This window comes from Paenibacillus peoriae KCTC 3763 (genome assembly GCF_000236805.1).
GTDB lineage: Bacteria > Bacillota > Bacilli > Paenibacillales > Paenibacillaceae > Paenibacillus > Paenibacillus peoriae.
Genome location: NZ_AGFX01000012.1, coordinates 466974 through 492139, shown reverse-complemented (window position 1 = coordinate 492139; position 25166 = coordinate 466974). Strand labels below are relative to the sequence as shown.

Genomic DNA, 25166 nt, shown 5'->3' with positions numbered 1-25166 from the left:
AGGTGAACTTGTCAGGAACACGTAAGGGGGTGAATAACATTGGTGGATGTACTGTCACAAGGGGAAATTGATGCCCTTTTAGCAGCTCTTTCGTCCGGTGAAATGGATGCGGAAGAACTTAAAAAGGAAGATACCCAAAAGAAAGTTCGCGCTTATGATTTCAAAAGGGCGCTTCGTTTTTCCAAGGATCATATTCGGAGTCTGACGCGGATACACGAAAATTTTGCTCGATATCTGACTACTTATTTTTCAGCTCAGCTTCGTACATTTGTCCAAATTAATGTCGTTCAGGTGGAGCAGCTTCCTTATGATGAATTCATTCGCTCCATTCCAAAAATGACTATTCTGAACATTTTTGAAGCTGAACCGTTGGAAGGCCGAATGGTGCTTGAGGTTCACCCGAATGTAGCTTATGCCATGCTGGATAGGCTTCTCGGAGGAACAGGCTCAGCGCCGCCCAAGGTTAGCGCGTTGACAGAAATCGAGACGACAATCATGGAGCGGATCTTCAGTCGTACCTTTGATAGCCTGCAAGAGGCTTGGAAAACGGTATTGGACATTGAACCGCGTCTGGAGGCGATGGAAACCAATCCACAGTTTATGCAGATTGTTTCGCCGAATGAAACGATTGCTCTGATTTCGCTCAGTACCAAAATTGGTGATACCACGGGGATGATTAACCTCTGTATCCCGCACGTGGTATTAGAGCCCATTATGGCTAGACTGTCCACGCACCAGTGGTTTACATCCCAAAAGAAATCAAGGGCGCCTGAAGAGATTGACGCCTTGAGATTACGGGTCACCAAGGCAGAGCTTCCTATTGTTGCCGAGCTAGGTGAGTCCCGGATAAATGTGGCTGAGTTTCTAGGCCTTTCGGTTGGGGATGTCATTTCATTGAACAAACCTGTCAAGGAAGGACTGTCCATCCGGATAGGCGAGAAATTGAAGTTTATGGGAAGTCCCGGCATGGTCAGAGATCGTGTTGCCGTACAAATTGATGAAATTGTCGACGAAGGAGTTGAAGAAATTGACGAGTAAAGACTATTTGTCCCAGGAGGAAATCGATGCCTTGCTGAAACAGTCTGAAGCGGGGACGGATTCTACTCCCGCAGGCAAGACCGTTGACGATTTTCTGACTTCTCTGGAGCAGGATGCTCTCGGGGAAATCGGTAATATAACGTTCGGCAGCGCAGCGACGGCTCTTTCCACACTGCTGGGTCAGAAGGTGGACATTACGACACCAAAGGTTTCAATTATTACCCGTTCTGAATTTGAAACCGCATTTCCAAAGCCGCACGTAGCAGTACATGTGAATTACGTCGATGGATTTGAAGGTATTAACTCGCTCGTAATCAAAAAGCGCGATGCGCAGGTTATTGCGGACTTAATGCTTGGTGGTGAAGGAAATCCGGCAGATGAAGAATTAAATGAAATTCATATCAGTGCCGTGCAGGAAGCGATGAACCAGATGATGGGCTCGTCGGCAACCTCGATGTCTACCATGTTTAACCGTTTTGTGAATATCTCTCCACCGGGGATTGATATTTTAGACCCGATGCACGGAGATGGAGTATCCAGCTTGCCGGCTGAAGAGACGCTTGTCACAGTATCCTTCCGTTTATTGATCGGTGAACTCATTGACTCTACATTGATGCAGCTGTTACCTGTAAACTTCGCCAAAAAAATGGTAAGCATCCTGATGAATGGCGGAGAGGACGAAGAGCAGCCGCAAACCTCAGCACAGCAGGCAGCTGCAACAGCGGCTCCGGAAGTGCCGCAACAAGCCAAGGCTCCGCAGCAGCCGCCTGTAGCCGCTCAGGCGCCACAGAATGCAGGCTACGGACAGCAGCAGCCAGCATATCCTCAAGACCCGGGATATGGACAGCCAGCGGCTTCAGGCTATGGATCACCGGATTATGGAATGCCAGCTGGTGTACCGCCGCAAGCTCCTTATGGGACACCTCATCACTACGGTGCAGTACCGGGACGTAATGTAAATGTGCAGCCTGTACAATTTTCTAACCTGCAGTCTGGTGCATTTGCGCAAGTCGATGAAAACAATTTAAATTTATTGATGGACATTCCCCTTAGAGTCACCGTAGAATTAGGAAGGACCCAAAAGCAAATTAAAGATATTCTGGAGCTCTCACAAGGTTCAATTATTGAACTGGACAAACTTGCCGGGGAGCCGGTCGACATCCTAGTTAACAATAAACTGATTGCTAAGGGCGAGGTTGTCGTGATCGACGAGAACTTTGGCGTGCGTGTAACAGATATTGTAAGCCAATGGGACCGTATTCAAAAATTACAATAATAGCATAATTTAGGGAGGATTTATTTCAGATGGCAAACCGTATTTTGATCGTGGACGATGCTGCATTTATGAGAATGATGATTCGGGACATCCTGTCCAAAAATGGATTTGAAGTAGTAGGAGAGGCCCAGGACGGATCACAGGCGATTGAAAAATTCAAGGAGCTTCGTCCGGACCTGATTACGATGGATATTACGATGCCCGAAATGGACGGCATTGCCGCTCTGAAGGAAATCAAACAAATTGACGCCAACGCAAAGGTTATTATGTGTTCTGCGATGGGACAGCAAGCCATGGTTATTGATGCTATTCAAGCTGGCGCAAAAGATTTTATCGTTAAGCCTTTCCAATCGGATCGGGTTATCGAAGCCATAAACAAAACTCTGGGTGTCTAAGGCGCACCCGGTATGGATACAAAACAGGGTGCCTCTGACGCATTGAGTACATCCAGCAATATAGGCAACATCGCCTGGGTCCTTTTCGTGCTAATCTTGATCATCGTACTGATCGTGTACTTGATACGGTTTTTGAGCAAAAGAAATCAGAGCTGGTTCAGCAACCGCTCCGTTCGCATACTGGGAGGCGTGGGGCTGGGCCCCAATAAATCCCTTCAGCTTGTTGAAGTTGGTAGCAGTGTGTACCTCATTGGTGTGGGAGAAGATATCCGGCTTGTTGACAAAGTATCCGATCCTGAAGAAGTGGAGCAAATTTTGGCCGCACTGGAGCAGGAAGCTTCTCTGCAGCGCGGCCCAATTGCCCCGCTGTTCGCTAAAATTGCGGATAAGCTTCGTCGGAACAACGCGGTACAGCAGCAGTCTGAAGAAGAAACGTCGTTTCACGAGATGTTTGAATCCAAGCTTCGGCAGATGCCAAATCGCAAGGATAAACTTGAAAAGCTGCGCAATGAGGAGAATACTACAGATCGGTCGGGAGATTCATGAGAAAAAAGATTATACTAGCATGTTTGCTGCTTGTCTTGTTCAGCTTCATTTCGGTGACGGCGGCCTCTGCAGAACCGATTCCGAACATTGATATTCAAGTCGGCAATTCGGACAAAGGACAGCCCGGTGCCACCTCGCTGTCTATTATTTTACTTATAACGGTCATTAGTGTAGCGCCGGCGTTGCTCGTGCTTATGACAAGTTTTACGCGAATTGTGATCGTGCTCGGCTTTGTGCGGACCTCGCTGGGGACACAGCAGATGCCGCCCAATCAGGTGCTTGTCGGACTGGCTTTGTTTCTCACTTTATTCATTATGGCCCCGACATTCTCAGCTATGAACGAAACTGCGCTCCAGCCATATCTCAAGGGGGATATAACACAGTCCCAGGCGCTGGACAAGGCATCGGTACCGATCAAGACTTTTATGTTCTCTCATACGCGTGAGAAGGATCTACTGCTCTTTATGAAGTACACCAAGATGGAAAAACCAAAAAATTATCAGGAAATTCCATTAACGGTGATGGTCCCGGCTTATGCAATCAGTGAGTTGAAAACAGCATTTCAGATGGGTTTTATGGTTTTCATACCATTTTTAGTCATAGACATTGTGGTGTCGAGTACACTCATGGCTATGGGGATGATGATGCTGCCGCCTGTAATGATTTCACTTCCTTTTAAGATACTGCTTTTTGTGCTTGTAGATGGCTGGTATTTGGTCGTCAAATCATTGCTTCTGAGTTTTAACACATGAATATTTCCTGCAAGGACAGCAATCAAGGAGGACGGCAATGACTTCGGAGTTTATTATTTCCCTGGCTGGACAAGCGGTGTACACTGTACTCAAGGTGAGCGCTCCGATGCTGATTTTGGGGCTAGTCGTAGGTTTGATTATCAGCATTTTTCAGGCGACAACCCAAATTCAGGAGCAGACACTGGCCTTTGTTCCGAAGATTGTCGCCGTATTGCTGGCGTTGCTTTTGTTCGGACCTTGGATATTGACCACATTAGTGGACTTTACGTATAACATTCTGGACAATTTGTACAAATATATAGGTTAGGCTGAAAGCTATGAACATGGTGTTACAGAGTTTTCCTGTTTTTTTGCTGATTTTTTGTCGGATTGCCTCGTTTTTTGTAGTAGCGCCTATCTTTTCAACCCGAGGAGTACCTAATATCTATAAGGTTGGGATTTCAGGATTTCTGGCTTTGGTCGTGTATCTTACATACGGTGCACATCAACAGGTACCGACCGATGTTGCATATGTGCTGTTAGTAGGTCGTGAAGTGCTGATTGGGTTGCTGTTGGGGTTTACTGCATATTTGTTTATGACAGCGATCCAGACCGCAGGTTCATTTATTGATCTACAGGTAGGTTTTGGGATGGCCAGCGTGTTTGATCCCATGACAGGGGCTTCAACGCCTTTAACAGGGAATTTCAAGTTTGCCATAGCTGTGTTGTTCTTTTTAAGTATCAATGGGCACCATCACCTGCTGAATGCAATCTTATATAGCTATGATTGGGTACCGCTGACAAACGATTTTTTTGTGAAACTGTATGGCGGCAGTGTAACTGAATTCCTGGTACGTTCCTTTGCGGAATCATTTTTGCTGGCCTTCCAAATTGCTGCTCCCATTGTAGTGGCTACTTTTCTAACGGATGTGGGACTTGGCTTTTTGGCAAAAACAGCGCCTCAGTTTAACATTTTTGTCATTGGTGTACCGCTTAAAATTATTGTGGGATTGTTCATGTTACTGCTTCTCATGCCAAGTTTTGCTTTTATATTCGAAAAAATGTTTTCTGTGATGTTCGAATCCATGCGCAACTTATTGGATATTATGGGCACCCGTCCTTAATGTCTGGTCTGGAGGAACGTAGTTTGTCATTTAAATATGCTATGAACCTGCAGTTGTTCTCAGGGGAAAAAACGGAAAAAGCTACACCCAAAAAGAAACAGGATGCAAGACAAAAAGGGCAGGTTGCCAAAAGCATGGAGTTGCCCGCCTCTGGTGTCCTGCTGGCTACGTTTTTTTGCCTTATGATTTTCGGCGGGTATTTTAAGGATCATGCGGTTCGCTTGTTTCAGGATATATTTATGAATCGCCTCAATATGGAGGTAACACCAAACACAACGCTGCTGATGATGGGTGAGTATGGCGTGCAAATCATCATTATGCTGGCTCCTATTTTTATTGGGGCTATTGTCATCGGGATAGCGGCGAATTACATGCAGATCGGTTTTTTATTAACCGGAGAGGGCATCACGCCCAAGTTTAGCAAGATTGATCCGATTAAAGGATTCAAAAATATTTTTTCCATGAGGTCATTGGTCGAATTCCTGAAATCAGTTTTAAAGATGACCGTGATTGGTTATCTGGTGTACAGCGCACTTTGGAAAACAAAGGCCGACCTGCCCAAACTGGCTGAAATGTCCGGTGATCAAATGTTGAGCTTCACGGCTTCATTAACGATGGAACTGGGGCTTAAAATTGGTGTGGTGCTGTTCATCTTAGCGGTATTGGACTATATTTATCAACGCTATGAACATGAGAAAAACCTGAGAATGTCCAAACAGGACATCAAGGATGAGTACAAGAAAATGGAGGGTGACCCGCTGATCAAAGGGAAAATCCGCGAACGGCAGCGCCGTATGGCCATGCAGCGTATGATGCAGGAAGTTCCTAATGCAGATGTCATCATCACCAACCCTACGCACTTTGCTGTGGCTTTGAAATATGACGGATCGGAGATGGAAGCCCCTCAGATTATTGCGAAAGGGCAAGATTACGTAGCACTCCGAATTAAGGAAATTGCCAAGCAAAGCGGTGTTATAACGATGGAAAACAAGCCGCTGGCGCGGGCGCTGTTTCAAAGAGCCGAAATCGGGGATGCGATACCAGCTGACCTGTTTCAGGCCGTTGCCGAAGTGCTGGCGTATGTATATAAATTAAAAGGTAAAGTGAAATAAAGGGATCGGAGGCCTAGAGACCCATGAAAATGAAAGAAATAACTGTCCTTGCAGGCGTCATCGGCATCGTTCTAATGATGATTCTCCCGATCCCTTCATGGCTGCTCGATATTTTACTCGTCATCAATATATCTATTGCTTTGATGATTCTACTTGTTTCTATGAACACGAAGGAAGCTTTACAATTCTCTATTTTTCCTTCATTGCTGCTTATCACCACATTGTTCCGTTTGGCGCTTAACATTTCCACGACCAAACTCATTTTAGGTGAGGGACATGCAGGGGAAGTAGTGGCTACATTTGGTAGCTGGATTGCAGGCGGACAAATTGCAGTCGGTTTTGTGGTCTTCCTGATTCTCGTGGTCGTGCAGTTTATCGTTATCACCAAGGGCTCTGAGCGGGTTGCTGAGGTTGGCGCACGCTTTACATTGGATGCGATGCCGGGTAAACAAATGAGTATTGATGCTGATCTCAATGCTGGTCTGATCAACGAGCAGCAAGCCCGTGAGCGGCGCAGCAAAATCGAACGTGAAGCGGATTTTTACGGAGCGATGGATGGTGCGAGTAAATTCGTTAAAGGTGATGCCATCGCCAGTATTATCATTTTGATTATTAACCTGGTTGGCGGTTTTATCATTGGTATGGCCGTTCAAGGAAAGGGATTTCAAGAAGCACTGTCGACTTATTCTGTTCTCACCATCGGTGATGGACTGGTTAGCCAGATTCCTGCACTGCTCATATCCACAGCGTCAGGCTTGATTGTTACGCGAGCTACATCGGATGGAAACCTGGCGGAGGACCTGACCGGACAGCTTTTCTCTTATCCAAAATTGATCTACATTGTGGCTGTCACGATTGCATTATTGGGCTTTTTCACGCCAATTCATATCATTACAACTCTTCCGCTGGCCGTTCTGCTATTTTTCGCGGCCCGCAGGATGCAGGGCAATATGGAACGCAAGCAAATAGCCGAAGAACAGCTGGAAGAGGAACAACAAATTGAAGAGGTACGCAGTCCGGAAAGTGTCATTAATTTGCTTCAGGTTGATCCGATCGAGTTTGAGTTCGGGTACGGGCTGATTCCACTGGCCGATACACAGCAGGGCGGGGATTTGCTGGATCGGATTATCATGATTCGTCGTCAATGCGCCCTGGAGTTGGGTTTGGTTGTACCGGTCATTCGTATACGAGATAACATTCAACTCAAGCCTAACGAATATGTAATTAAAATTAAAGGAAATACGGTAGGCGGCGGAGAATTGCTGTTGAATCATTATCTCGCTATGAGCCCGGGATACGACGACGATTCCATTACAGGGATCGAAACGACAGAACCAGCTTTCGGGTTGCCTGCGCTCTGGATTGATGAGAACACCAAGGATGTTGCGGAACTATCAGGCTATACCGTAGTTGATCCACCTTCAGTCGTAGCTACTCACTTAACGGAAACGATCAAGAAACATGCTCATGAGTTGCTTGGCAGACAGGAAACACGTTCGTTGGTCGACAATCTCAAAGAAAATTATCCAGTGCTCGTGGACGACCTTATTCCTTCCGTGCTGGCAATTGGAGATGTACAAAAAGTATTGGCCAAGCTGTTGAAGGAAAAAATTTCAATACGGGATATGGTTACTATTTTCGAAACATTGGCTGATTACGGTACTTACACAAAAGATCCCGATGTGCTGACTGAATATGTACGCCAGGCGTTGTCCCGTCAGATCACACAGCAGTTTGCTCAGCAAGGTGAGACATTGCGTGTCATTACCGTAGGACCGGGACTGGAGAAGAAAATTGCTGAAAGTGTGCAACAGTCGGAGCAAGGAAGCTATTTGGCCCTTGATCCGGTGTCAACGCAAACCGTGTACCAGAAGATGATGGAGCAAATCAATCGTCTCATTCAATCCGGACAGCAGCCGATCGTACTAACGTCACCGACGATTCGCATGTATTTGCGGCAAGTGATGGAACGGACAATGCAGGATGTCCCGGTGCTGTCGTATAGTGAACTGGAGCCGAACGTTGAAATTCAAAGTGTCGGGGTGGTGAACTTATGAGAGTGAAACGATATGTGGTGGATACCATGCCGGAAGCCATGCTGCAAATCAGGGGTGACTTAGGAACAGATGCCGTCATTTTAAGCACGAAGGAAATCAAGGCTGGCGGTTTTATGGGGATGTTCAGTAAAAAGAAAATCGAAGTGGTCGCTGCGGTAGAAGAGAAGCAACCTCAAAAGCCTCAGCGGATTGGAACACCACGACAACAGTCTTTTCCTATAGCAAAGGAACCTGAGCAGCCGGAGGTGCCATCGGCGCCTGTAGTTCCCAGACAAGCCGCTCCAGAAGCTTACCGACGTGTAACGCAGATGACGGGCGGTTCCGGAGAGGGAATGGCTGATTTAACAGTCGGCTTGGAACAAACGGCATCAGCCTCAGAGCATTCATCAGCCGGGTCTGATAATAGTCCGGAAGCAATAGCTCAACTCCTGACGAATGAAGCCTTATTTTCGAACATGGAAAAGTCCAATGAACTATTGAGGCAACCAATGGAATCAAGGGTTCCAGACAAGAGCAACGCAGCGGAAAATAAGGCCCTGCTCAATGAATTACGGGAAATGAAAGCGATGATGACTCGCTTTTCCCGCAACTCCTCGCTGGAAAGTACTTGGCCGGAGCCACTGCAAGAGATTTGTGAACGATTGTTGGAACAGGAAGTGGAGCGTGATCTGCTGGAGTATTGGCTCGAACGAGTATATGAGCGACGTAGTGAGCACACTTCTGCTCCTGAGACTTTTGATTGGGAACAAGCCCTTCGTGCAGAAGTAGCCGAATTTATTCGGACAAGACTGGACAAAGGCATCTCAAAAGATACCAAAATCGTGTATGTGGCAGGCCCTACGGGGGTAGGGAAAACGACGACCATTGCCAAGCTGGCAGCAGAGCAGTTGTTTAAGCATCATCGCAAGGTTGGATTTATTACTTCTGATACGTATCGCATTTCAGCCGTTGAGCAACTGCGTACATATGCTACGATTTTGAATGTACCGCTTGAGGTTGTGCAATCTCCCGGGGATGTTCACAGAGCCATTCAGCGTCTGGAGCATTGTGACCTGATCCTTATGGATACTGCAGGACGAAACTATCGGAATGAGCTGCTGGTTTCCGAATTGCAGAGCCTGCTTTCACCTATTAAGGAAAGTGAGACGTATCTGGTGCTCAGCATGACGTCCAAAAGCAAGGATATGCTCAATATCACCGGCCATTTCAGTAAGTTCGGTCTTGGCAAGGTTGTATTTACAAAGATGGATGAGACAGGAAGCTGTGGAGGGATGTTTAATCTATTGCATCATTTCCCGATGCAGCTGGCTTATATCACTAACGGACAAAATGTTCCTGACGATCTTCTTCATCCAGATACAGAAATGGTAACAAGCATGCTGCTTGGAGCCAAAGTATTATCAGGAGATAGCGGAGATTTGATATGAGTGACCAAGCCCAATCACTTAGACAGATGGTTTCAGCCTTGGATAAATTCCGATTGCCCCCACGTGATCGCCAGGCGAAAATTGTAACGGTCACCAGCGGTAAAGGCGGGGTAGGCAAATCCAATTTCACGCTCAACTTTGCTTTGGCCCTGCAATCCCTTGGTCGAAGGGTACTTGTATTTGACGCTGATATTGGTATGGCCAACATTGATGTGTTGATGGGGGCCAACTCACAATACAATCTTCTTCACCTGCTAAAACGTGAAAAATCAATTGATGAAATTATTCAGACAGGTGTAGGTGGTCTGCCTTATATTGCCGGAGGATCGGGCTTGAGTGAGCTGTTTTCGCTATCAGATGATGATCTGAATTATTTTGCCGATGAAGTGGAGAAAATGGCAGCAAATATGGATTATATTTTGTTTGACACAGGTGCAGGTTTGTCCAAAGAAAACCTTAAATTCATCACTTCAGCTGACGAATGTATGGTTGTAACCACACCGGAACCGACGTCCTTAACAGATGCTTATGCGCTTATCAAAGTCGTGAGCGGGTTTCAAAAGAATACGGTATTCAAAATTATAGTCAATCGTGCCGATAACGATAATGAGGCCCGTCAAGTTGCCGATAAGATTGCACTTGTTGCGAGACGCTTTTTGGAGATCGATATCCCGTTGCTTGGACATATCAGTGATGATACTCATGTCATGCAGGCAGTCAAAAGGCAAGTACCTTTTTGGGTTGCCTTTCCGGGATGTGCGGCCTCCAGAGATGTATTGAATCTGGCTCACCGTTTTGCAGCAATGCCGCAGGCTCCGCAATCTAGTACATTGAGCGGAATTAAAGGTTTTATGCAAAAATGGCTGCGACGTTCTGTACATTGATTTTGATGAGAGGAAACAGAGGTGTTTAACATGTGTGCTTACCGGGTGCTGGTTGTAGATGATTCGGCCTTTATGCGCAAAATTATTTCAGATTTAATTGTAAGGGATGAGTCGTTCACCATCGTAGGTACAGCTGCCAACGGCAAAGAGGCTGTAGAGAAAGTGAAGGAGTTACAGCCGGATCTGGTTACCCTGGATGTCGAAATGCCTGAAATGAATGGGCTTGAAGCATTGCCACTGATTATGGCAGCCCATCCGTTACCTGTCATTATGTTGTCTGGCATTAATGAGCAAGGCATGAAGGAGACCATCATGGCTCTAGAGGCAGGAGCTTTCGATTTTATAAGAAAGCCATCCATATCTCATGCGCAAGACATTGGGCAGGTAAGCAAGGCGCTGCTGGAGCAGATGCATACCGCTATGCAAGCAGTGCGCAGCCGTATGGAGCGTAAGGAAGCGAATGAGCGCAAAGCAGCACTGGAGCAAGAAAATAAAACGCCACTGGAAAACCCTCCAGAGGGACAGGCTGTGATAGAGAAACGAGTGGAAGCACCAATAGAGAAGACCCATATTACTCCTCCAGTTTCTCCACCTGCTACATCGGCGCAGCCGAAGCGAGATGCCGGCAAACCCGTTCAGGCTGCTGCCAAGCCAAAAACAAAGCGGGAGCAGTCAGAAACATCTGTGACTGGTGAGCGCAAAAATCAGTCCTCGGCTCAGCCGAGCAAGCCAGCGAAAGCACCTGCTGCGCAGCCGAAGCAGGAACCGTCCAATGGTACGGAACGAATGAATAGGAAACTGAATATTTCCGGTACGGCTGCTGCCAAATCGCTGCAGGGTACGGACAAGGCAGGACTGGTTAAGCCGGAGCCCAGGAAGACCGTAGCTTCATCGGCGTCTTCCACTCCTTCGACGGCTATGCCTCCGATAGCGGCACCTTCAAATCCGACTCCACCTAAGGGGCTGTCTTTTAAAAAAGGTGTGCATACATCCAACTTTCGCAAGCTGGTAGCGGTCGGATGCTCTACAGGTGGCCCGCGGGCGCTGAAGACGTTACTGGAGCGCATTCCTGGGGATTTTCCCGCCCCCATCGTCATCGTTCAACATATGCCTCCTAACTTTACTCGCTCGCTGGCACAACGTCTGAACACATTGAGCCCTCTCCGAGTAGTGGAGGCAGAGCAGGGAATGACGCTCGAAACCGGTACCGCCTACATCGCTCCAGGAGGATATCAGTTAAGAGTTGTGCCAGGAGCGGGCGGTAAATACACCGTTTCACTGAAGACGGAAGAAGCCCGTAATGGTCACCGTCCTTCTGTAGATACGATGTTCGAATCCTTGCTCCCGTTAACCTCGCTGGAACGGCATCTAGTGTTGTTGACTGGCATGGGAAGCGACGGAGCTAAAATGATGAAAAAGCTTTATGATGCCGGGGTACAGTCCACATTTGCTGAAAATGAGGAAACTTGTGTCGTGTACGGAATGCCCCGCTCAGCAGTAGAGTTAAAATGTGTGCGTCACCTTCTGCCTATGCAGGAGATCGCCCCCAAGCTTGTACAAGTTGTGAAATAATCGGAGTGTAACTCATGGAGGAGGTGTCTCACAATGGACATGAACCAATATTTAAACATGTTTATTGATGAGTCGAATGATCATCTGCAATCTCTTAACGAAAATATGCTTCAACTGGAAAGCAACCCTACAGATCTAGGCATCGTTCAGGTGATTTTCCGTTCTGCCCATACTCTCAAAGGAATGGCTGCTACGATGGGTTTTGAAGACCTGGCGTCGCTCACTCACCAAATGGAAAACGTCCTTGATCTGGTACGTAACAACAAGCTGGCGATGCATGAATTTATATTCGATACCTTATTCAAGGGATTGGATGCTCTGGAGTCCATGGTGCAGAACATTACGGAGGGCGGTGATGGAAAAGCGGATGTTTCCTCCATTGTAGCTTCACTGCAATCCATTGTGAGCGGTGATTTCCAAAAGTCCGGTACCGCTGTTGCTTCTGAGGGAGCTCCAGCTAAAAAAGCGGACAGTAGCGATAGCAGTGCTGGGCTTGTTCTGGATCAATTCCAGTATTCCGTACTGGAGCAATCTATTTCCGAGGGGCATCGTGTTCACTATATTCAAGTGACAATCAGCTCAGATAGCCAGCTGAAGGCGGCACGTGCTTTTATGGTATTCAACACGCTGGAAAACTCCGGTGAAATCGTGAAAGCTTATCCGTCCGTACAGGATATTGAGCAGGAGAAATTTGAACAAAGCTTCTCGTTATATTACATAACGCAGAAAGAAGTCGGGGAGCTGGAAAAGGAAATCGCGGGTATTTCCGAAATCGAAACTGTCTCCGTAACACAGCTGGATCAGGAATCTCTTAAACAAATGAGTGAAGTTACTGCCGGAGTGGCAGAGGCTGCTGCGGTGCAGGAGGCTGTTGCCGTACAACCATCAGCTCCATCCCAGCCGCAGTCTCCAGCTGCGGCTAAAGCACCAGCAGTCAAGGCTGCTGCACCTACACATAACCGTACTATTCGTGTAGATATTGAACGTCTGGACGTATTGATGAATTTATTCAGTGAGCTGCTCATTGACCGGGTACGGTTGGAGCAGTTGGCAAGTGAAGCTTCCAATCAGGCACTGACTGAAACGGTAGAGCACATGAGCCGTGTGAGCAGCGATTTGCAAAATGTTGTGCTTAAATTGCGGATGGTTCCGGTCGACACTGTTTTCAACCGTTTTCCACGCATGGTACGCGATCTGGCCAAATCACTGGATAAAAAACTGGATCTGGTTATTACTGGTGCAGAAACTGAAATGGACCGCACCGTTATCGACGAAATTGGCGATCCTCTGGTGCATTTGCTCCGTAACTCCGTGGATCATGGAATTGAGTCAGTAGCCGACCGTATTGCCGCTGGCAAACCAGAGACAGGAACGGTGCAATTGCGTGCCTTCCATAGCGGAAACAACGTATTTATCGAGATCGAGGATGACGGGAACGGCATTAATCGTGAGAAGGTACTGAACAGCGCTATTTCCAAAGGGATTTTGACAGAAGAGCAGGCAGCCGTCATGACCGACGAGGAAGCCTATCAGGTACTGTTTGCTCCAGGCTTTAGTACAGCGGCGGTTATTTCCGACGTATCAGGACGCGGTGTAGGTCTGGATGTTGTTAAATCCAAAATTACCGCTTTGGGTGGCAATGTTACCGTTCACTCCACCTTGGGGAAAGGCACCAACTTCTCTGTACAATTGCCACTGACCCTGTCCATTATTGCAGCGATGATGATACAGATTGGCTCTGAAAAATATGCAATTCCTTTGTCCTCCATTGTGGAGACCGCGATCGTCAAACGGACACAAATTCGTTCGGTACATGGCAATAAAATGATCGCTTTCCGCGATTCCCATATCCCGCTTATCTCCTTGAGCCAGCTGTTTGAGGTACCGGACTTCAATGAAGATGAAGAAGAAGAGACTGAGGTCGTGGTAATCCGCAAGGGAGACCGTCTGGCAGCACTTTCTGTGCAGGACTTTTTGGGGCAAAGTGAAATTGTCCTTAAAAATTTGGGCAAGTACCTTCCAAACATTCAAGGAATTTCAGGCGCCACGATTTTGGGTGACGGTCAGGTTGCTTTGATCATTGACCCGAACGTTTTCATTAAATAATGTCTTCATTAAAAATGAAAGAAATGTGAGATTGCTGACATTAATAAGGAGGGTTTTTAGACATGGGAGAAGAAATTAAAGTTATCGTATTCAAGCTTGGTGAAGAGGAATACGGTGTCGAAGTAGAAAAAGTCCAATCTATTGAACGCATGGTGCCGATTACACGGGTTCCGAGAACATACGATTTTGTTAAAGGCGTATTCAACATGAGAGGCGTAGTCATCCCGGTTATTGATCTTCGCGGCCGCTTTGGATTGCCTGAAGCTGAATATACGGATCAAACCCGTATCATTATCGTTGCAGTAGGTGAGATGCAAGTCGGCTTTATCGTTGATTCGGCGAATGACGTTATTGATCTGAATACCGACAACATCGAGACACCACCGGAAGTGATTGGCGGAGTCAAGGCCAAATACCTTCGTGGAGTTGCTAAAATCGGTGAAGAGCGTCTGTTGATCATGCTGAATTTGTCCGAAGTCCTGAATCGAAGTGAAATGAACCAACTGGAAGGTTTAGAGGACTAATTTATGGAGAATCTTAGGAACCTCGAAGACTTCAAGTTGGATGTTTTGAAAGAGGTTGGCAACATTGGCTCGGGGAACGCTGCTACAGCGCTCTCCCGGCTTCTCAATAAACCGATTGATATGGGTGTGCCCAAAGTACAGATGCTGCCCTTTGAGGAAATTGCCGATAAAGTCGGTGGAGATGAGCAACTTGTTGTTGCAGTGTTTTTTAGGGTCGAAGGGGAAGCACCAGGTAATCTATTTTTTATATTGCAGCCTCAAGCGGCAAAAAGTCTACTGTCCCGTCTGGCGAACATTCCTTCAGATGACGAAGACAGCTTTAACGAAATGGAGCATTCAGCCCTATCCGAAATGGGAAATATTTTAGCGGGCTCATACCTGTCCTCGCTGGCGGATTTCACACGTTTGTCTATGTATCCGACAGTCCCTGCACTGGCTTTGGATATGGCGGGAGCAATTCTCAGCTATGGACTGCTCCAATTTGGGCAAATGGGGGATGCGGCTTTATTGATTGACACATCGTTTCTGGAAGGACAGAATCAGATTGAGGGTCAATTTTTCCTTATTCCTGATCCAGAATCGTTCGGGAAAATTTTTAGGTCGTTAGGAGTCCCGATGAACGATGATTGAGGATAAAAGCATCATTAAAGTCGGCATGGCAGACTTAAATGTAACCAGCAATCCGAATTCGATTCGCACGACAGGACTTGGCTCCTGCGTCGGATTGACCCTCTACGACCCTCATTTGAAACTGGCAGGCATGGCACACGTGATGCTACCGTCCTCGGATATTGCTCGTGAAGGGCAATTGAACATTGCTAAATACGCGGATACAGCGTTGCCGGAGCTATTTGAGCGGATGCTGAAATTAGGAGCCGAACGCCGCAGACTGATTGCCAAAATGGCAGGCGGAGCGCAGATGTTCGCCTTTGCCGGTAGTGGAGATACCATGCGGATTGGTCCGCGCAACGTAGAATCATGTAAGGAAATGCTCGTAGATCTTGGTATTCCTTTGATTGCGGAGGATACTGGCGGTAATTATGGACGAACGATTGAGTTGGACAGTGAAACTGGCGTTTTGAATATTCGAAGCGTACAAAAAGGTGTAAAGGAATTATAATCATGTTATTTGGCAGCTTACGCATTAATCTTTGGTCTGGAGTAGTCGGATTTTGTCTGACTTTTGTGTTGTCCGTTGGCAGCAATCTGCTGACCACGAGCTTAATTCGTGGCTTGATCGCCTTCGTTTTTTGGTTCCTACTTGCATTTGTGCTGCGCTGGACACTTGGTGTTGTAGCGCGGCCAGATCTGGGGAATGCCCAAAGCCGGGCAAGTTCTCAGGTAGATGGCGTAGGTGAGAATCTGGACCTGACGACACCAGACGAAAATGAAAATCTGAATGAATTACTGAAGCCGAAGCCAGAGCAGACGGACGGGGGAGATCCTGGTTTCGCACCTTTAAACCCGCCTAAGCTGGTTTCCAACAAGGACCCTGAAGAATTGGCCAAGGCCGTTCGTCACCTGACAGACAAATAAGGAGGGTGAAGCCGATGAACGAGCGAAAAGCCGCTCATTTAAACCATTCCGAGCTGTGGGAGCAATGGAAAGAACACGGTGACAAGGAAGCAAAAAAGCAGTTAATTGAAAATTATCTTCATATTGTGGAGTATGTGTCGGGTCGGCTTGCAGTAGGCTTACCTAAAAATGTATCCAAAGACGACTTGGCGAGTAACGGTGTCATGGGTTTGATTGATGCTTTGGAGAAATTTGACTATGGACGTGGTTTACAGTTTGAGACTTATGCTTCTTGGCGTGTTCGTGGAGCGATTTTGGATGGTCTTCGTCAAGGGGATTGGGTTCCTCGTTCAGTTAGGGAAAAAGCAAAAAAAATTGAAGATGCCTACCAGCATTTGGAACAGAGGTATTTGCGTACGGTTAGCGATGAAGAGATGAGCCATTATTTGGACGTCTCCGAGAAAGAGTTTCAAAATATGATTCAGGAAGTCGCTGTTATGTCGATCGTCTCACTGGAGGACCCGATCCGCGAAGAAGAGTCGGAAACACGGCTTTCCCTTTTGGTGGACGAGAAGGCGAAAAATCCGGATCATAAAGTCAATGAGTTTACACTTCGCGATGCCCTTGCACAAGGCATTGACAAATTGACTGAAAAAGAGCGTATCGTTGTTTCTTTATTGTATTACGAGGATTTGTCGCTCAGTGAAATTGCTGAGGTCATGTCGCTTTCTCCTTCGAGAATTTCACAGTTGCATTCCAAGGCTATATTACGCCTGAGAGCGACATTGGACAAACAACGGGATTTGTTAATGCGTAAAGATTAACGTACGGGAGGTTACAGTAACAGTTAAACGGAAGGAGCACCCTTGTGGAGAAGCAATATGCTTTGGACCAGTTTTTAAAAGTGGTTGTCTCACCTGACAAACAAACCGCCTATTTGGAGTTTGCCAAACGTGAAGAAGGCTTTAACTGTTCTGTGGAAGAACTAGAGCGTTTTCTGAGCAGCCAGAAAATATCTTATGGTTTAATTACTGATGCGATTCATACATTTGTGGCACGTCCGGAAGATCATTTCTTCACCAAATTATTGATTGCTCAGGGAAAGCAGCCGATCCATGGCAAAGACGGAAAAATTAATCTGGCCGAAATCGTGACCGGAGATTATACACATAAGCCGCTCGAAACAGCTGATGGCCGGGTGGACTATAAAGAATTAACTCGTTTGCGAAATGTAAAGCGTGGACAGCTGATTGCCGAACGGGTTGAGCCTCTGCCGGGTGAAGCGGGTATTGCAGTAACTGGGGAGGAAATTCCTTTTCTTCCGGGTAGAGAGGCCCGCTTTAAGATTGGAAAAAATGTAGTGGTTCATCCAGAAGGCATTGCGATGTATGCGGCTATTGATGGATTGGTGACTACAACTGAAAAGGGCAAGCTTAATGTATTCCCTGTATATGAAGTAAACGGAGACGTCGATTATAGTGTTGGTAACATTGATTTTGTTGGAACCGTCGTCATTCGTGGAAATGTATTGACAGGTTTTCGTATTCGGGCTGCTGGTGACATCCGTGTTATCGGTGGTGTGGAAGGTGCTGAACTGGAAGCGGAAGGTTCGGTGGAAATCAGTGGCGGCATTATTGGATACCATAAGGGCTATGTGAAAGCAGCGCAAAATGTGAAATGCTCCTTTATACAGGATGGTAACGTCATTGCGGGAGGCGATATTCTCGTATCCCAAAGCATTATGCATTCCCAGATTAAAGCGAGCAAAAATGTAATCTGCGAGGGGACAAAAGGACTCATCGTGGGTGGCAATGTACAAGCAGGTGAAAAGGTAGTGGCTCGTACCATCGGTAACACGATGTCCACAGCGACCATTATCGAAGTGGGCGTGCTTCCGGAACTGCGTGATGAGCTGACAAAGCTGCGCGCACGTTTGAAGGAGCAGACAGACAGTCAGGATAAAACCAATAAGGCCCTTACTATATTGGATCAGCTTGCTGCTAGTGGACAGCTTGCACCGGAAAGAATGGCCATGCGAATCAAGCTGACATCTACTAAAAAATCTAATGAGCAAGAGCTTTTGGAAACCAAGTCCAGGATGCTGGAAATTGAACGAACATTGGAAGATACGAGCCGTGCACGGGTAGAAGTAAAAAATATAATTTACGGCGGCTCTAAAATAGTTATCGGCAGATATACGAAATTTATTAAAGATTCAGTGGAAAGAATGGCGTTTTATTATCATGAGGGAGACATCAGCATGTCCTCTTATGTATAATTTGGTATACGGATTCTAACTCAACATTGTATTCCTCGGAAGACATACACGGATGCTCAATCGGAAAGGGCGTGGTCCAATGAGCTTGAAAGCTGTTGAATTGCAAATTGCCGTACCTCGTACCAGTGAAGCAGGTAGATACCAAAGTGATTTCCATCAGCGGCCGATGAATGACCAAGCACTGCTAGGACAAAAGAACGCGCTGGAGACGGAGAACTTGCGTCAGCGAAGCAGTGCGATAGATGAGTCTGCAGAAGCATTTGTCGATGAACGGCAAACAGGAGCTCAGGGCAGGGAATCTTCACAGCAGAGTCGTTCCCAATCTGGTGAGAACGAGCCGCCTAAAGAGCATCCAGCAGAGCATCCGTATAAGGGACACCATATTGATTTTTCGCTCTGATTACAACAAATGGAGGAGCATAATTAAAGGAGACGATGGGCAGTGGACCAACCATGGATTTATATTGTTCTGCTGGGCGTTGCAGCTGTTGTCTACGCCTGGCTGCTGCCTAAGCGTCAGCCGGAACGGGGAACAGAAGAGGCCGTCGTCCAAAAGGTCGAGGCCACACTGGAGCAATACATGGCCGATATTGAAAGCGATAATGACGAGCTGATTGAACTCGTATCTGGTATGAAGCAGGAACACGCAGTTAAGCAGACGGCATTACAGGAGCAGGTAGCTGAGCTGCGAAACCGCATCGTCGAGCTTGAGCGACAGACTGTGCTTGCTGCGGCCTCTGCGCAAGTGGAGACTACATCTGGGGGAATACGCCATACAGGTATTTCTCAACAGGCAGCGGCTGCTTATGGCCAATTTCACAGACCGCAATCCGCAATGCCCTTACAAGAAGAGCATCCTGTTTCGGACGCTCTCATCGTAGCTGGGGATGAGCAGCCGGCGTTGCAAGAGCCTGAAACCGAACAGATGCCAGAAACCATCCGTGATCGATATCAAGAGCTGTTTGCGCTCTATGAGCAGGGGAAATCGGTGGATTATATAGCCAAGCAATCAGGTATCCAGCGGGGCGAGGTACAGCTCATATTGCAACTGGCAGAACGGGAGGATCTGAATTGATCAAAAATCGTTCATTTATGCTAGGCATGGGTACCGGACTTGTAACAGGCGCATTGCTGCTGCAACTGGCGATGATTGGTCAGGGACAATCACAGCCATCCTCAATAGACCCGAAAAACATGACCCGTGAGCAATTGGAGAAGGCAGCAGCTGGATTAAATCTTCAGATCAGTGACCCTTCTGATCCGAAGATGACAGAAGAGGAATGGCGGAATAAGGTGATTAAGGAAGGCAGCAAAACACCGACTGCACCTCAAAAGGCAAAACCAGCCCAAACGCCATCAGCACCAAAGGCACCCGCGAGCAGCAAACCTTCGACTGCTTCTAAGCCTGCGAGCAGTACGTCTATACCGAAAAAACCGGATAATCCGAAAGTGAAAGAATCCGGTACTGAGAATACTCCAGCTGCCCCTAAGCAGCCTGCTACTCCGCAAGTGCAATATAGTATTGTATCGGGAAGTAATTTGAGAAGTGTGGCATCCGGCTTGCAGAAGACGGGCGTTGTTTCAGATGCCAAGGCGTTTGAGGCAGCGGCTAATGCTCAAAAAATCAATACCAAAATTCGTACCGGTACCTATCAGTTCGTCAAAGGTGAGGATTTCGGTTCTATCATTACTAAAATTACAAAGAAGCCGTCCAACTGACCAGTACGGGAAGTGGACGGCTCTTTATCTTTTCTTAAAAGCTCGACAGACGGAAGCACCCAGTTACTTTGTGCACGGATTCAATGATTGTCGAAAAGTTGGTTGCAACGATGCAAGTGTTATGGTATATTAATTGACGGTGTTAAAAACGCACGTCGGTTAATTTCGTGAAGGGTGCTTTCAACGGAAAGTCTTTATGAAAAATGATGTCGGCGGAGGACACACAAAAACCAAACTTAGGAGGTGTGTGAAGATGGCAGTAATCTCCATGAAACAGCTTTTGGAAGCTGGGGTTCACTTTGGTCACCAAACACGTCGCTGGAACCCGAAAATGGATCGTTATATCTTCACTGAAAGAAACGGTATTTACATCATTGACTTGCAAAAGACAGTGAAAAAGGTTGAGGAAGCTTACAACTTCGTGAAAAGCATTGCAGCTGAGAATGGTACAATCCTATTCGTAGGCACAAAGAAACAAGCGCAAGATTCCGTTAAGGAAGAAGCTGAACGCGCTGGTCAGTTCTATATTAACCAACGTTGGTTGGGTGGAACACTGACTAACTTCCAAACTATTCAAAAACGTATTGATCGTTTGAAACAGTTGGAATCTTGGGAAGAGGACGGCACATTCGCAGTTCTTCCTAAAAAAGAAGTTATCATTCTTCGCAAAGAAAAAGATCGTCTTGAAAAATTCTTGGGCGGTATCAAAAACATGAAGGGCCTTCCAAGCGCTCTGTTCATCATTGATCCACGCAAAGAACGTATCGCGGTTGCTGAAGCTCGTAAATTGGGTATCCCAATCGTTGGTATCGTTGATACTAACTGCGATCCAGACGAAATCGACTATGTTATCCCAGGTAATGACGATGCGATTCGCGCTGTTAAATTGCTGACTGGTAAAATGGCTGATGCAGTTATGGAAGCAAACCAAGGCGAAGAAACTACAGCATAATATTTATTTCCGATAGGAAATACCTATACGAATTAAATGAAAAGGGTGGTTGGCAGGTGGATAACCTCTCACTACCCTTTTTTTAAGGAATAAAGCTTGTGTATACCACTGAAAATCAAATTTGGAGGGAAATAATATGGCAGTTAATGCTAGCGCAGTAAAAGAGCTTCGTGAAAAAACAGGCGCAGGAATGCTGGATTGTAAAAAAGCGCTTGAAGAAGCAAATGGTGATTTGACAAAAGCGGTTGAAGTTCTGCGCGAAAAAGGACTTGCAGCTGCAGCCAACAAAGCAGGTCGTATTGCTACTGAAGGCGTTGTTGAATCCTACATTCATGCTGGCGGCCGTATCGGCGTACTGGTAGAAGTAAACTGCGAAACAGACTTCGTAGCGAAAACAGACCAGTTCAAAGATTTTGTACGTGACATTGCAATGCATATCGCTGCATCGAACCCTCGTTATGTTCGTCGCGAAGAAGTGCCACAGGAAGAGATTGAAAAAGAAAAAGAAATCTTGAAAGCACAAGCTTTGAACGAAGGCAAACCAGAGAAAATCGTTGAAAAAATGGTTGAAGGCCGCATCGGTAAATACTACGAAGAATTCTGCTTGCTGGAGCAATCTTTCATCAAAGATCCGGATAAAACAATCTCCACACTGATCAACGAAAAAATCAGTACAATTGGTGAAAACATCTCCGTACGTCGCTTTGTTCGTTTTGAGCTGGGTGAAGGTCTGGAGAAAAAAGAAGACAACTTCTACGAAGAAGTTATGTCTCAAGTGAAACAATAATTACCAACGAGCGGTAATTGAATATGGAAAAGCGGAAATGGAACACATCGGTGTTCCTTTTCTTGCAACAGGACACTTATCCTGTTACATAAAATATAATTGATATTGGAGGGTGATCATTTGGAAAAACCTGTTTTTAAGCGTGTAGTCCTGAAGGTTAGTGGAGAGTCGCTGTCAGGATCGAACGGCTACGGTATTGATGCAGATACGATTGCTTCGATTGCTCAGCAAGTCAAAGACGTTGTGGAACTGGGTGTGGAAGTTGCCATCGTATGTGGAGGCGGCAATATCTGGCGCGGTATCGCTGGAAGCGCTAATGGGATTGACCGGGCAACGGCGGATTACATGGGTATGCTGGCAACGGTGATGAATTCACTGGCTCTGCAGGATGCTTTGGAGCAAATTGAAGTACCTACACGTGTGCAGACATCCATCGCGATGCAACAAATTGCAGAACCTTATATCCGTCGTAGAGCTATCCGCCATCTGGAAAAAGGTCGGGTCGTTATCTTTGCGGCAGGTACAGGGAATCCGTTCTTCTCGACTGACACTACAGCCGCTTTGCGAGCTGCTGAAATTGAAGCCGAAGTGATTCTGATGGCTAAAAATAAAGTGGACGGTGTATATTCAGCCGATCCCTTTAAAGATAGCACAGCCGAGAAATATGAGCAGCTCACGTATTTGGATGTGCTCAATAAAAACCTCGGTGTCATGGATTCTACAGCTTCCTCGCTGTGCATGGATAACAATATTCCGTTAATTGTCTTTGCTATTACAGAGCAAGGTAACATTAAACGTGTCGTGCTGGGTGAGAAAATTGGTACGATCGTCAAAGGGAGTGTAAATTAATGCCACAATCCGTGAAAAAAAGCGCAGAAGAGCGCATGCAAAAAGCAATTCAGGCATTGCAACGTGATCTTTCATCTTTGCGGGCAGGACGGGCGACACCAGCTTTACTGGACCGTGTGCAGGTTGAATATTACGGCGCAATGACTCCGGTCAACCAACTCGCGAACGTAAACACACCTGACAGTCGGACCTTGATGATTCAGCCTTGGGACAAATCCTCCTTGGCCGACATCGAGCGAGCTATCCAAAAATCAGATCTGGGTTTGACACCTTCGAATGATGGAAATACCATCCGTCTGAGCATTCCTGCTTTGACAGAGGAACGCAGAGCTGAACTGGTGAAGATGACAAAGAAGAACGGCGAAGAAGCGAAGATCGCTATTCGTAACATCCGCCGTGATGCAAATGATGATATCAAAAAAATGGAGAAAAGTGATATTTCCGAGGACGAATCTCGTAAATATCAGGAAGATATCCAGAAAACAACCGATAAATTTATCGCTGAAGTGGATAGAGTATTAGCTGCAAAAGAAAAAGAAATTATGGAAGTCTAAAAGAATGGCAGCCCCTCCCTTACGGTGGGGTTTGTCTCTTTTCAAGCCTGAGGCACATTTTCAGAGAATGCTGGAGGAACTGGAATGATCAAACGGGTTCGGTCTTGGTGGAACAGGGAACAAAATCAGCAAACACCGGCCATTTCAAAAGACAATATTCCGCAGCATGTTGCTGTCATCATGGATGGGAACGGCAGATGGGCCAAACGGATTGGAATGCCGCGGATTGTAGGGCATCAAAATGGAATGAAGGCAGTGAAACGCACAGCAATTGCGGCGGATGAACTGGGCATTAAGTACTTGACTTTATTTGCTTTTTCAACTGAAAATTGGACGCGTCCAAAGGACGAAGTTGATTTTCTAATGCGATTGCCACAGGAATTTCTGGCTATTGAGCTGGATGAGCTGATTGAAAAAAATGTGCAGGTACGTATGATGGGAAACAAGGAGCTTTTACCTTCTCATACCGTTGAAGCGTTGACTGAAGCGATTCGGCGAACCGAACATAATACCGGACTTGTTCTTAATTTTGCATTAAATTATGGTAGCCGGCTGGAAATCACAGAATGTATGCAAACGTTGGGACGACAAATTGAGAGCGGGAAACTCAAATCAGAAGATATAACGCCCGATATGATCGGAAACACGTTGCTTTCCAGTGATATGCCAGACCCTGATTTACTGATTCGGACAAGCGGTGAGCTTAGACTCAGTAATTTTATGCTCTGGCAGCTTGCTTACAGTGAGTTATGGTTTACGGATATTTATTGGCCTGAATTTAAGAAAGAACACTTATACGAAGCAGTGATTGAATATCAGCAAAGATCACGACGTTATGGCGGACTGAAGTAAATGGAGGATGAAAGCCGTTGAGACAGAGATTAATTACCGGTATTCTGGCAGGCGTATTCTTTTTGGCGATGGTCCTGTGGGGCGGCTTGGCCTACCATTTGCTTATTTTGGTGATGGCCCTGATCGGATTTTATGAGTTCGCACGAATGACGCAGGTATCTCCTTTTGGGGGTACAGCAATGCTCGGGTACGTGAGCATATTAGCTTTTGTATTCCCTTATCAACCTTTGGGTTTGCATTCACCACTACCCTTTGCCAGCATGCTTTGGCTGCTAATGATAGCTTTTATGGTCATTACAGTGGGCACGAAAAACAAAATCCCTATTCAAACTGTAGCTATGCTATTCCTTGGTACGGTTTATATAGGTTTTGGGTTTTCGTATATTGCGGAATCACGTCATATGGAACATGGGCTGTTATGGACTTTTTTATTGCTGGCTTGTATTTGGGCAAGTGATGCAGGGGCCTATTTTGTAGGTAAAATGGCAGGAAAAACGAAGCTATGGCCTGCGATTAGTCCAAACAAAACGGTCGAAGGATCCATCGGTGGGATTGTTTTAGCGTTGGTTATAGCTCTGCTATTCGCCGGATTGTCAGGAGGACTGCTACCGTGGTCCAAAGCCTTCGGTATTGGCTTGGCTTGTGCGGTTGTGGGGCAACTGGGCGATTTGGTGCAATCTGCGTACAAACGAGTGTACGGCATTAAAGATTCCGGTAATCTGTTGCCAGGGCACGGTGGTATTTTAGACCGCTGCGACAGCTGGATTGTCGTTTTTCCATTTGTACATATGCTGATGCTGCTTCCATGAAACTTACCTGGTGATTACAGTTTATGCTCAGGATTGATCTCTATGCTGCTCACACCGCT

At 46.5% G+C, this 25166-nt stretch carries 28 protein-coding genes; all 28 read left to right on the top strand.

Annotated elements, in window-relative coordinates:
* The first annotated feature begins 39 nt into the window (after window positions 1–39).
* Window positions 40–1038, top strand: coding sequence for a flagellar motor switch protein FliM (fliM, locus tag KQI_RS0108650; RefSeq protein ID WP_010346374.1), 999 nt, complete (start codon window positions 40–42; stop codon window positions 1036–1038).
* A complete protein-coding gene (fliY, locus tag KQI_RS0108645) occupies window positions 1028–2314 on the top strand; it encodes a flagellar motor switch phosphatase FliY (protein WP_010346373.1) in 1287 nt (428 codons plus the stop codon). The genes fliM and fliY overlap by 11 nt, the downstream gene beginning before the upstream one ends.
* 29 nt (window positions 2315–2343) lie before the next feature.
* Entirely contained in the window at window positions 2344–2709 is a 366-nt protein-coding gene (locus KQI_RS0108640) for a response regulator (protein ID WP_010346372.1), read from the top strand.
* Between the two features lie 12 nt (window positions 2710–2721).
* The gene (locus KQI_RS0108635; protein ID WP_010346371.1) at window positions 2722–3255 is read left to right on the top strand and encodes a flagellar biosynthetic protein FliO; all 534 of its coding nucleotides are present in this window, start codon (window positions 2722–2724) and stop codon (window positions 3253–3255) included.
* Window positions 3252–4007: a flagellar type III secretion system pore protein FliP gene (gene fliP, locus KQI_RS0108630; RefSeq protein WP_010346370.1), complete on the top strand. Its 756-nt coding sequence runs from the start codon at window positions 3252–3254 to the stop codon at window positions 4005–4007. Before KQI_RS0108635 ends, fliP begins: the two co-directional genes overlap by 4 nt.
* Before the next feature lie 37 nt (window positions 4008–4044).
* The gene (gene fliQ, locus KQI_RS0108625) at window positions 4045–4314 is read left to right on the top strand and encodes a flagellar biosynthesis protein FliQ (RefSeq protein ID WP_010346369.1); all 270 of its coding nucleotides are present in this window, start codon (window positions 4045–4047) and stop codon (window positions 4312–4314) included.
* A 10-nt stretch (window positions 4315–4324) separates the two neighbouring features.
* A complete protein-coding gene (gene fliR / locus KQI_RS0108620) occupies window positions 4325–5110 on the top strand; it encodes a flagellar biosynthetic protein FliR (protein WP_039774307.1) in 786 nt (261 codons plus the stop codon).
* Entirely contained in the window at window positions 5110–6222 is a 1113-nt protein-coding gene (flhB, locus tag KQI_RS0108615; RefSeq protein WP_039774306.1) for a flagellar biosynthesis protein FlhB, read from the top strand. The genes fliR and flhB overlap by 1 nt, the downstream gene beginning before the upstream one ends.
* Before the next feature lie 23 nt (window positions 6223–6245).
* Window positions 6246–8279, top strand: a complete 2034-nt coding sequence (gene flhA / locus KQI_RS0108610; protein ID WP_010346366.1) for a flagellar biosynthesis protein FlhA — start codon at window positions 6246–6248, stop codon at window positions 8277–8279.
* Complete coding sequence (flhF, locus tag KQI_RS0108605) at window positions 8276–9706, top strand: flagellar biosynthesis GTPase FlhF (RefSeq protein WP_010346364.1); 1431 nt, start codon at window positions 8276–8278, stop codon at window positions 9704–9706. Before flhA ends, flhF begins: the two co-directional genes overlap by 4 nt.
* Window positions 9703–10590: a MinD/ParA family protein gene (locus KQI_RS0108600; RefSeq protein ID WP_010346363.1), complete on the top strand. Its 888-nt coding sequence runs from the start codon at window positions 9703–9705 to the stop codon at window positions 10588–10590. Before flhF ends, KQI_RS0108600 begins: the two co-directional genes overlap by 4 nt.
* A gap of 30 nt (window positions 10591–10620) precedes the next feature.
* Window positions 10621–12162 carry a chemotaxis protein CheB gene (locus tag KQI_RS0108595; RefSeq protein WP_010346362.1) on the top strand — a complete coding sequence of 514 codons (1542 nt, stop codon included), beginning with the start codon at window positions 10621–10623 and terminating at the stop codon, window positions 12160–12162.
* 33 nt (window positions 12163–12195) lie between these two features.
* Window positions 12196–14268 (top strand): chemotaxis protein CheA, encoded by a 2073-nt coding sequence (locus KQI_RS0108590; protein ID WP_010346361.1) that lies wholly within the window; start codon window positions 12196–12198, stop codon window positions 14266–14268.
* A gap of 62 nt (window positions 14269–14330) precedes the next feature.
* On the top strand, window positions 14331–14792 hold the full coding sequence (locus tag KQI_RS0108585; protein WP_007430046.1) for a chemotaxis protein CheW: 462 nt from the start codon (window positions 14331–14333) through the stop codon (window positions 14790–14792).
* Window positions 14793–14795: 3 nt separating this feature from the next.
* The gene (locus KQI_RS0108580; protein ID WP_010346360.1) at window positions 14796–15422 is read left to right on the top strand and encodes a chemotaxis protein CheC; all 627 of its coding nucleotides are present in this window, start codon (window positions 14796–14798) and stop codon (window positions 15420–15422) included.
* A complete protein-coding gene (locus tag KQI_RS0108575) occupies window positions 15415–15912 on the top strand; it encodes a chemotaxis protein CheD (protein ID WP_010346358.1) in 498 nt (165 codons plus the stop codon). Before KQI_RS0108580 ends, KQI_RS0108575 begins: the two co-directional genes overlap by 8 nt.
* Before the next feature lie 2 nt (window positions 15913–15914).
* Window positions 15915–16328 (top strand): hypothetical protein, encoded by a 414-nt coding sequence (locus tag KQI_RS0108570; RefSeq protein ID WP_010346356.1) that lies wholly within the window; start codon window positions 15915–15917, stop codon window positions 16326–16328.
* A 14-nt stretch (window positions 16329–16342) separates the two neighbouring features.
* Entirely contained in the window at window positions 16343–17131 is a 789-nt protein-coding gene (locus tag KQI_RS0108565; protein WP_010346355.1) for a FliA/WhiG family RNA polymerase sigma factor, read from the top strand.
* Window positions 17132–17175: 44 nt separating this feature from the next.
* Window positions 17176–18585: a DUF342 domain-containing protein gene (locus KQI_RS0108560; RefSeq protein WP_010346354.1), complete on the top strand. Its 1410-nt coding sequence runs from the start codon at window positions 17176–17178 to the stop codon at window positions 18583–18585.
* A 79-nt stretch (window positions 18586–18664) separates the two neighbouring features.
* Window positions 18665–18985 carry a hypothetical protein gene (locus tag KQI_RS0108555; RefSeq protein ID WP_029390084.1) on the top strand — a complete coding sequence of 107 codons (321 nt, stop codon included), beginning with the start codon at window positions 18665–18667 and terminating at the stop codon, window positions 18983–18985.
* Window positions 18986–19027: 42 nt separating this feature from the next.
* Window positions 19028–19660, top strand: a complete 633-nt coding sequence (locus KQI_RS0108550) for a hypothetical protein (RefSeq protein ID WP_010346352.1) — start codon at window positions 19028–19030, stop codon at window positions 19658–19660.
* Window positions 19657–20304 carry an endolytic transglycosylase MltG gene (locus tag KQI_RS0108545; protein ID WP_010346351.1) on the top strand — a complete coding sequence of 216 codons (648 nt, stop codon included), beginning with the start codon at window positions 19657–19659 and terminating at the stop codon, window positions 20302–20304. Before KQI_RS0108550 ends, KQI_RS0108545 begins: the two co-directional genes overlap by 4 nt.
* Before the next feature lie 253 nt (window positions 20305–20557).
* Window positions 20558–21256 carry a 30S ribosomal protein S2 gene (rpsB, locus tag KQI_RS0108540; RefSeq protein ID WP_007430055.1) on the top strand — a complete coding sequence of 233 codons (699 nt, stop codon included), beginning with the start codon at window positions 20558–20560 and terminating at the stop codon, window positions 21254–21256.
* A gap of 136 nt (window positions 21257–21392) precedes the next feature.
* Complete coding sequence (tsf, locus tag KQI_RS0108535) at window positions 21393–22043, top strand: translation elongation factor Ts (protein WP_007430056.1); 651 nt, start codon at window positions 21393–21395, stop codon at window positions 22041–22043.
* A gap of 120 nt (window positions 22044–22163) precedes the next feature.
* Window positions 22164–22892 carry a UMP kinase gene (gene pyrH / locus KQI_RS0108530; protein WP_007430057.1) on the top strand — a complete coding sequence of 243 codons (729 nt, stop codon included), beginning with the start codon at window positions 22164–22166 and terminating at the stop codon, window positions 22890–22892.
* The gene (frr, locus tag KQI_RS0108525; protein ID WP_010346350.1) at window positions 22892–23446 is read left to right on the top strand and encodes a ribosome recycling factor; all 555 of its coding nucleotides are present in this window, start codon (window positions 22892–22894) and stop codon (window positions 23444–23446) included. The genes pyrH and frr overlap by 1 nt, the downstream gene beginning before the upstream one ends.
* Window positions 23447–23530: 84 nt before the next feature.
* Window positions 23531–24298 carry an isoprenyl transferase gene (locus tag KQI_RS0108515; RefSeq protein WP_010346349.1) on the top strand — a complete coding sequence of 256 codons (768 nt, stop codon included), beginning with the start codon at window positions 23531–23533 and terminating at the stop codon, window positions 24296–24298.
* 17 nt (window positions 24299–24315) lie between these two features.
* A complete protein-coding gene (locus KQI_RS0108510; RefSeq protein WP_010346348.1) occupies window positions 24316–25107 on the top strand; it encodes a phosphatidate cytidylyltransferase in 792 nt (263 codons plus the stop codon).
* The last annotated feature ends 59 nt before the right edge of the window (window positions 25108–25166 follow it).

What these genes read in the sequence shown, in the direction of transcription:
- rpsB (WP_007430055.1), top strand. Translation starts at nt 20,558, where the DNA reads ATGGCAGTAATCTCCATGAAACAGCTTTTGGAAGCTGGGGTTCACTTT.
- fliP (WP_010346370.1), top strand. Translation starts at nt 3,252, where the DNA reads ATGAGAAAAAAGATTATACTAGCATGTTTGCTGCTTGTCTTGTTCAGC.
- KQI_RS0108565 (WP_010346355.1), top strand. Translation starts at nt 16,343, where the DNA reads ATGAACGAGCGAAAAGCCGCTCATTTAAACCATTCCGAGCTGTGGGAG.
- KQI_RS0108635 (WP_010346371.1), top strand. Translation starts at nt 2,722, where the DNA reads ATGGATACAAAACAGGGTGCCTCTGACGCATTGAGTACATCCAGCAAT.
- KQI_RS0108585 (WP_007430046.1), top strand. Translation starts at nt 14,331, where the DNA reads ATGGGAGAAGAAATTAAAGTTATCGTATTCAAGCTTGGTGAAGAGGAA.
- flhA (WP_010346366.1), top strand. Translation starts at nt 6,246, where the DNA reads ATGAAAATGAAAGAAATAACTGTCCTTGCAGGCGTCATCGGCATCGTT.
- KQI_RS0108580 (WP_010346360.1), top strand. Translation starts at nt 14,796, where the DNA reads ATGGAGAATCTTAGGAACCTCGAAGACTTCAAGTTGGATGTTTTGAAA.
- tsf (WP_007430056.1), top strand. Translation starts at nt 21,393, where the DNA reads ATGGCAGTTAATGCTAGCGCAGTAAAAGAGCTTCGTGAAAAAACAGGC.
- KQI_RS0108575 (WP_010346358.1), top strand. Translation starts at nt 15,415, where the DNA reads ATGATTGAGGATAAAAGCATCATTAAAGTCGGCATGGCAGACTTAAAT.
- KQI_RS0108600 (WP_010346363.1), top strand. Translation starts at nt 9,703, where the DNA reads ATGAGTGACCAAGCCCAATCACTTAGACAGATGGTTTCAGCCTTGGAT.
- fliQ (WP_010346369.1), top strand. Translation starts at nt 4,045, where the DNA reads ATGACTTCGGAGTTTATTATTTCCCTGGCTGGACAAGCGGTGTACACT.
- frr (WP_010346350.1), top strand. Translation starts at nt 22,892, where the DNA reads ATGCCACAATCCGTGAAAAAAAGCGCAGAAGAGCGCATGCAAAAAGCA.
- KQI_RS0108590 (WP_010346361.1), top strand. Translation starts at nt 12,196, where the DNA reads ATGGACATGAACCAATATTTAAACATGTTTATTGATGAGTCGAATGAT.
- KQI_RS0108555 (WP_029390084.1), top strand. Translation starts at nt 18,665, where the DNA reads ATGAGCTTGAAAGCTGTTGAATTGCAAATTGCCGTACCTCGTACCAGT.
- KQI_RS0108595 (WP_010346362.1), top strand. Translation starts at nt 10,621, where the DNA reads ATGTGTGCTTACCGGGTGCTGGTTGTAGATGATTCGGCCTTTATGCGC.
- KQI_RS0108570 (WP_010346356.1), top strand. Translation starts at nt 15,915, where the DNA reads ATGTTATTTGGCAGCTTACGCATTAATCTTTGGTCTGGAGTAGTCGGA.
- KQI_RS0108640 (WP_010346372.1), top strand. Translation starts at nt 2,344, where the DNA reads ATGGCAAACCGTATTTTGATCGTGGACGATGCTGCATTTATGAGAATG.
- KQI_RS0108515 (WP_010346349.1), top strand. Translation starts at nt 23,531, where the DNA reads ATGATCAAACGGGTTCGGTCTTGGTGGAACAGGGAACAAAATCAGCAA.
- flhB (WP_039774306.1), top strand. Translation starts at nt 5,110, where the DNA reads ATGTCTGGTCTGGAGGAACGTAGTTTGTCATTTAAATATGCTATGAAC.
- fliR (WP_039774307.1), top strand. Translation starts at nt 4,325, where the DNA reads ATGAACATGGTGTTACAGAGTTTTCCTGTTTTTTTGCTGATTTTTTGT.
- flhF (WP_010346364.1), top strand. Translation starts at nt 8,276, where the DNA reads ATGAGAGTGAAACGATATGTGGTGGATACCATGCCGGAAGCCATGCTG.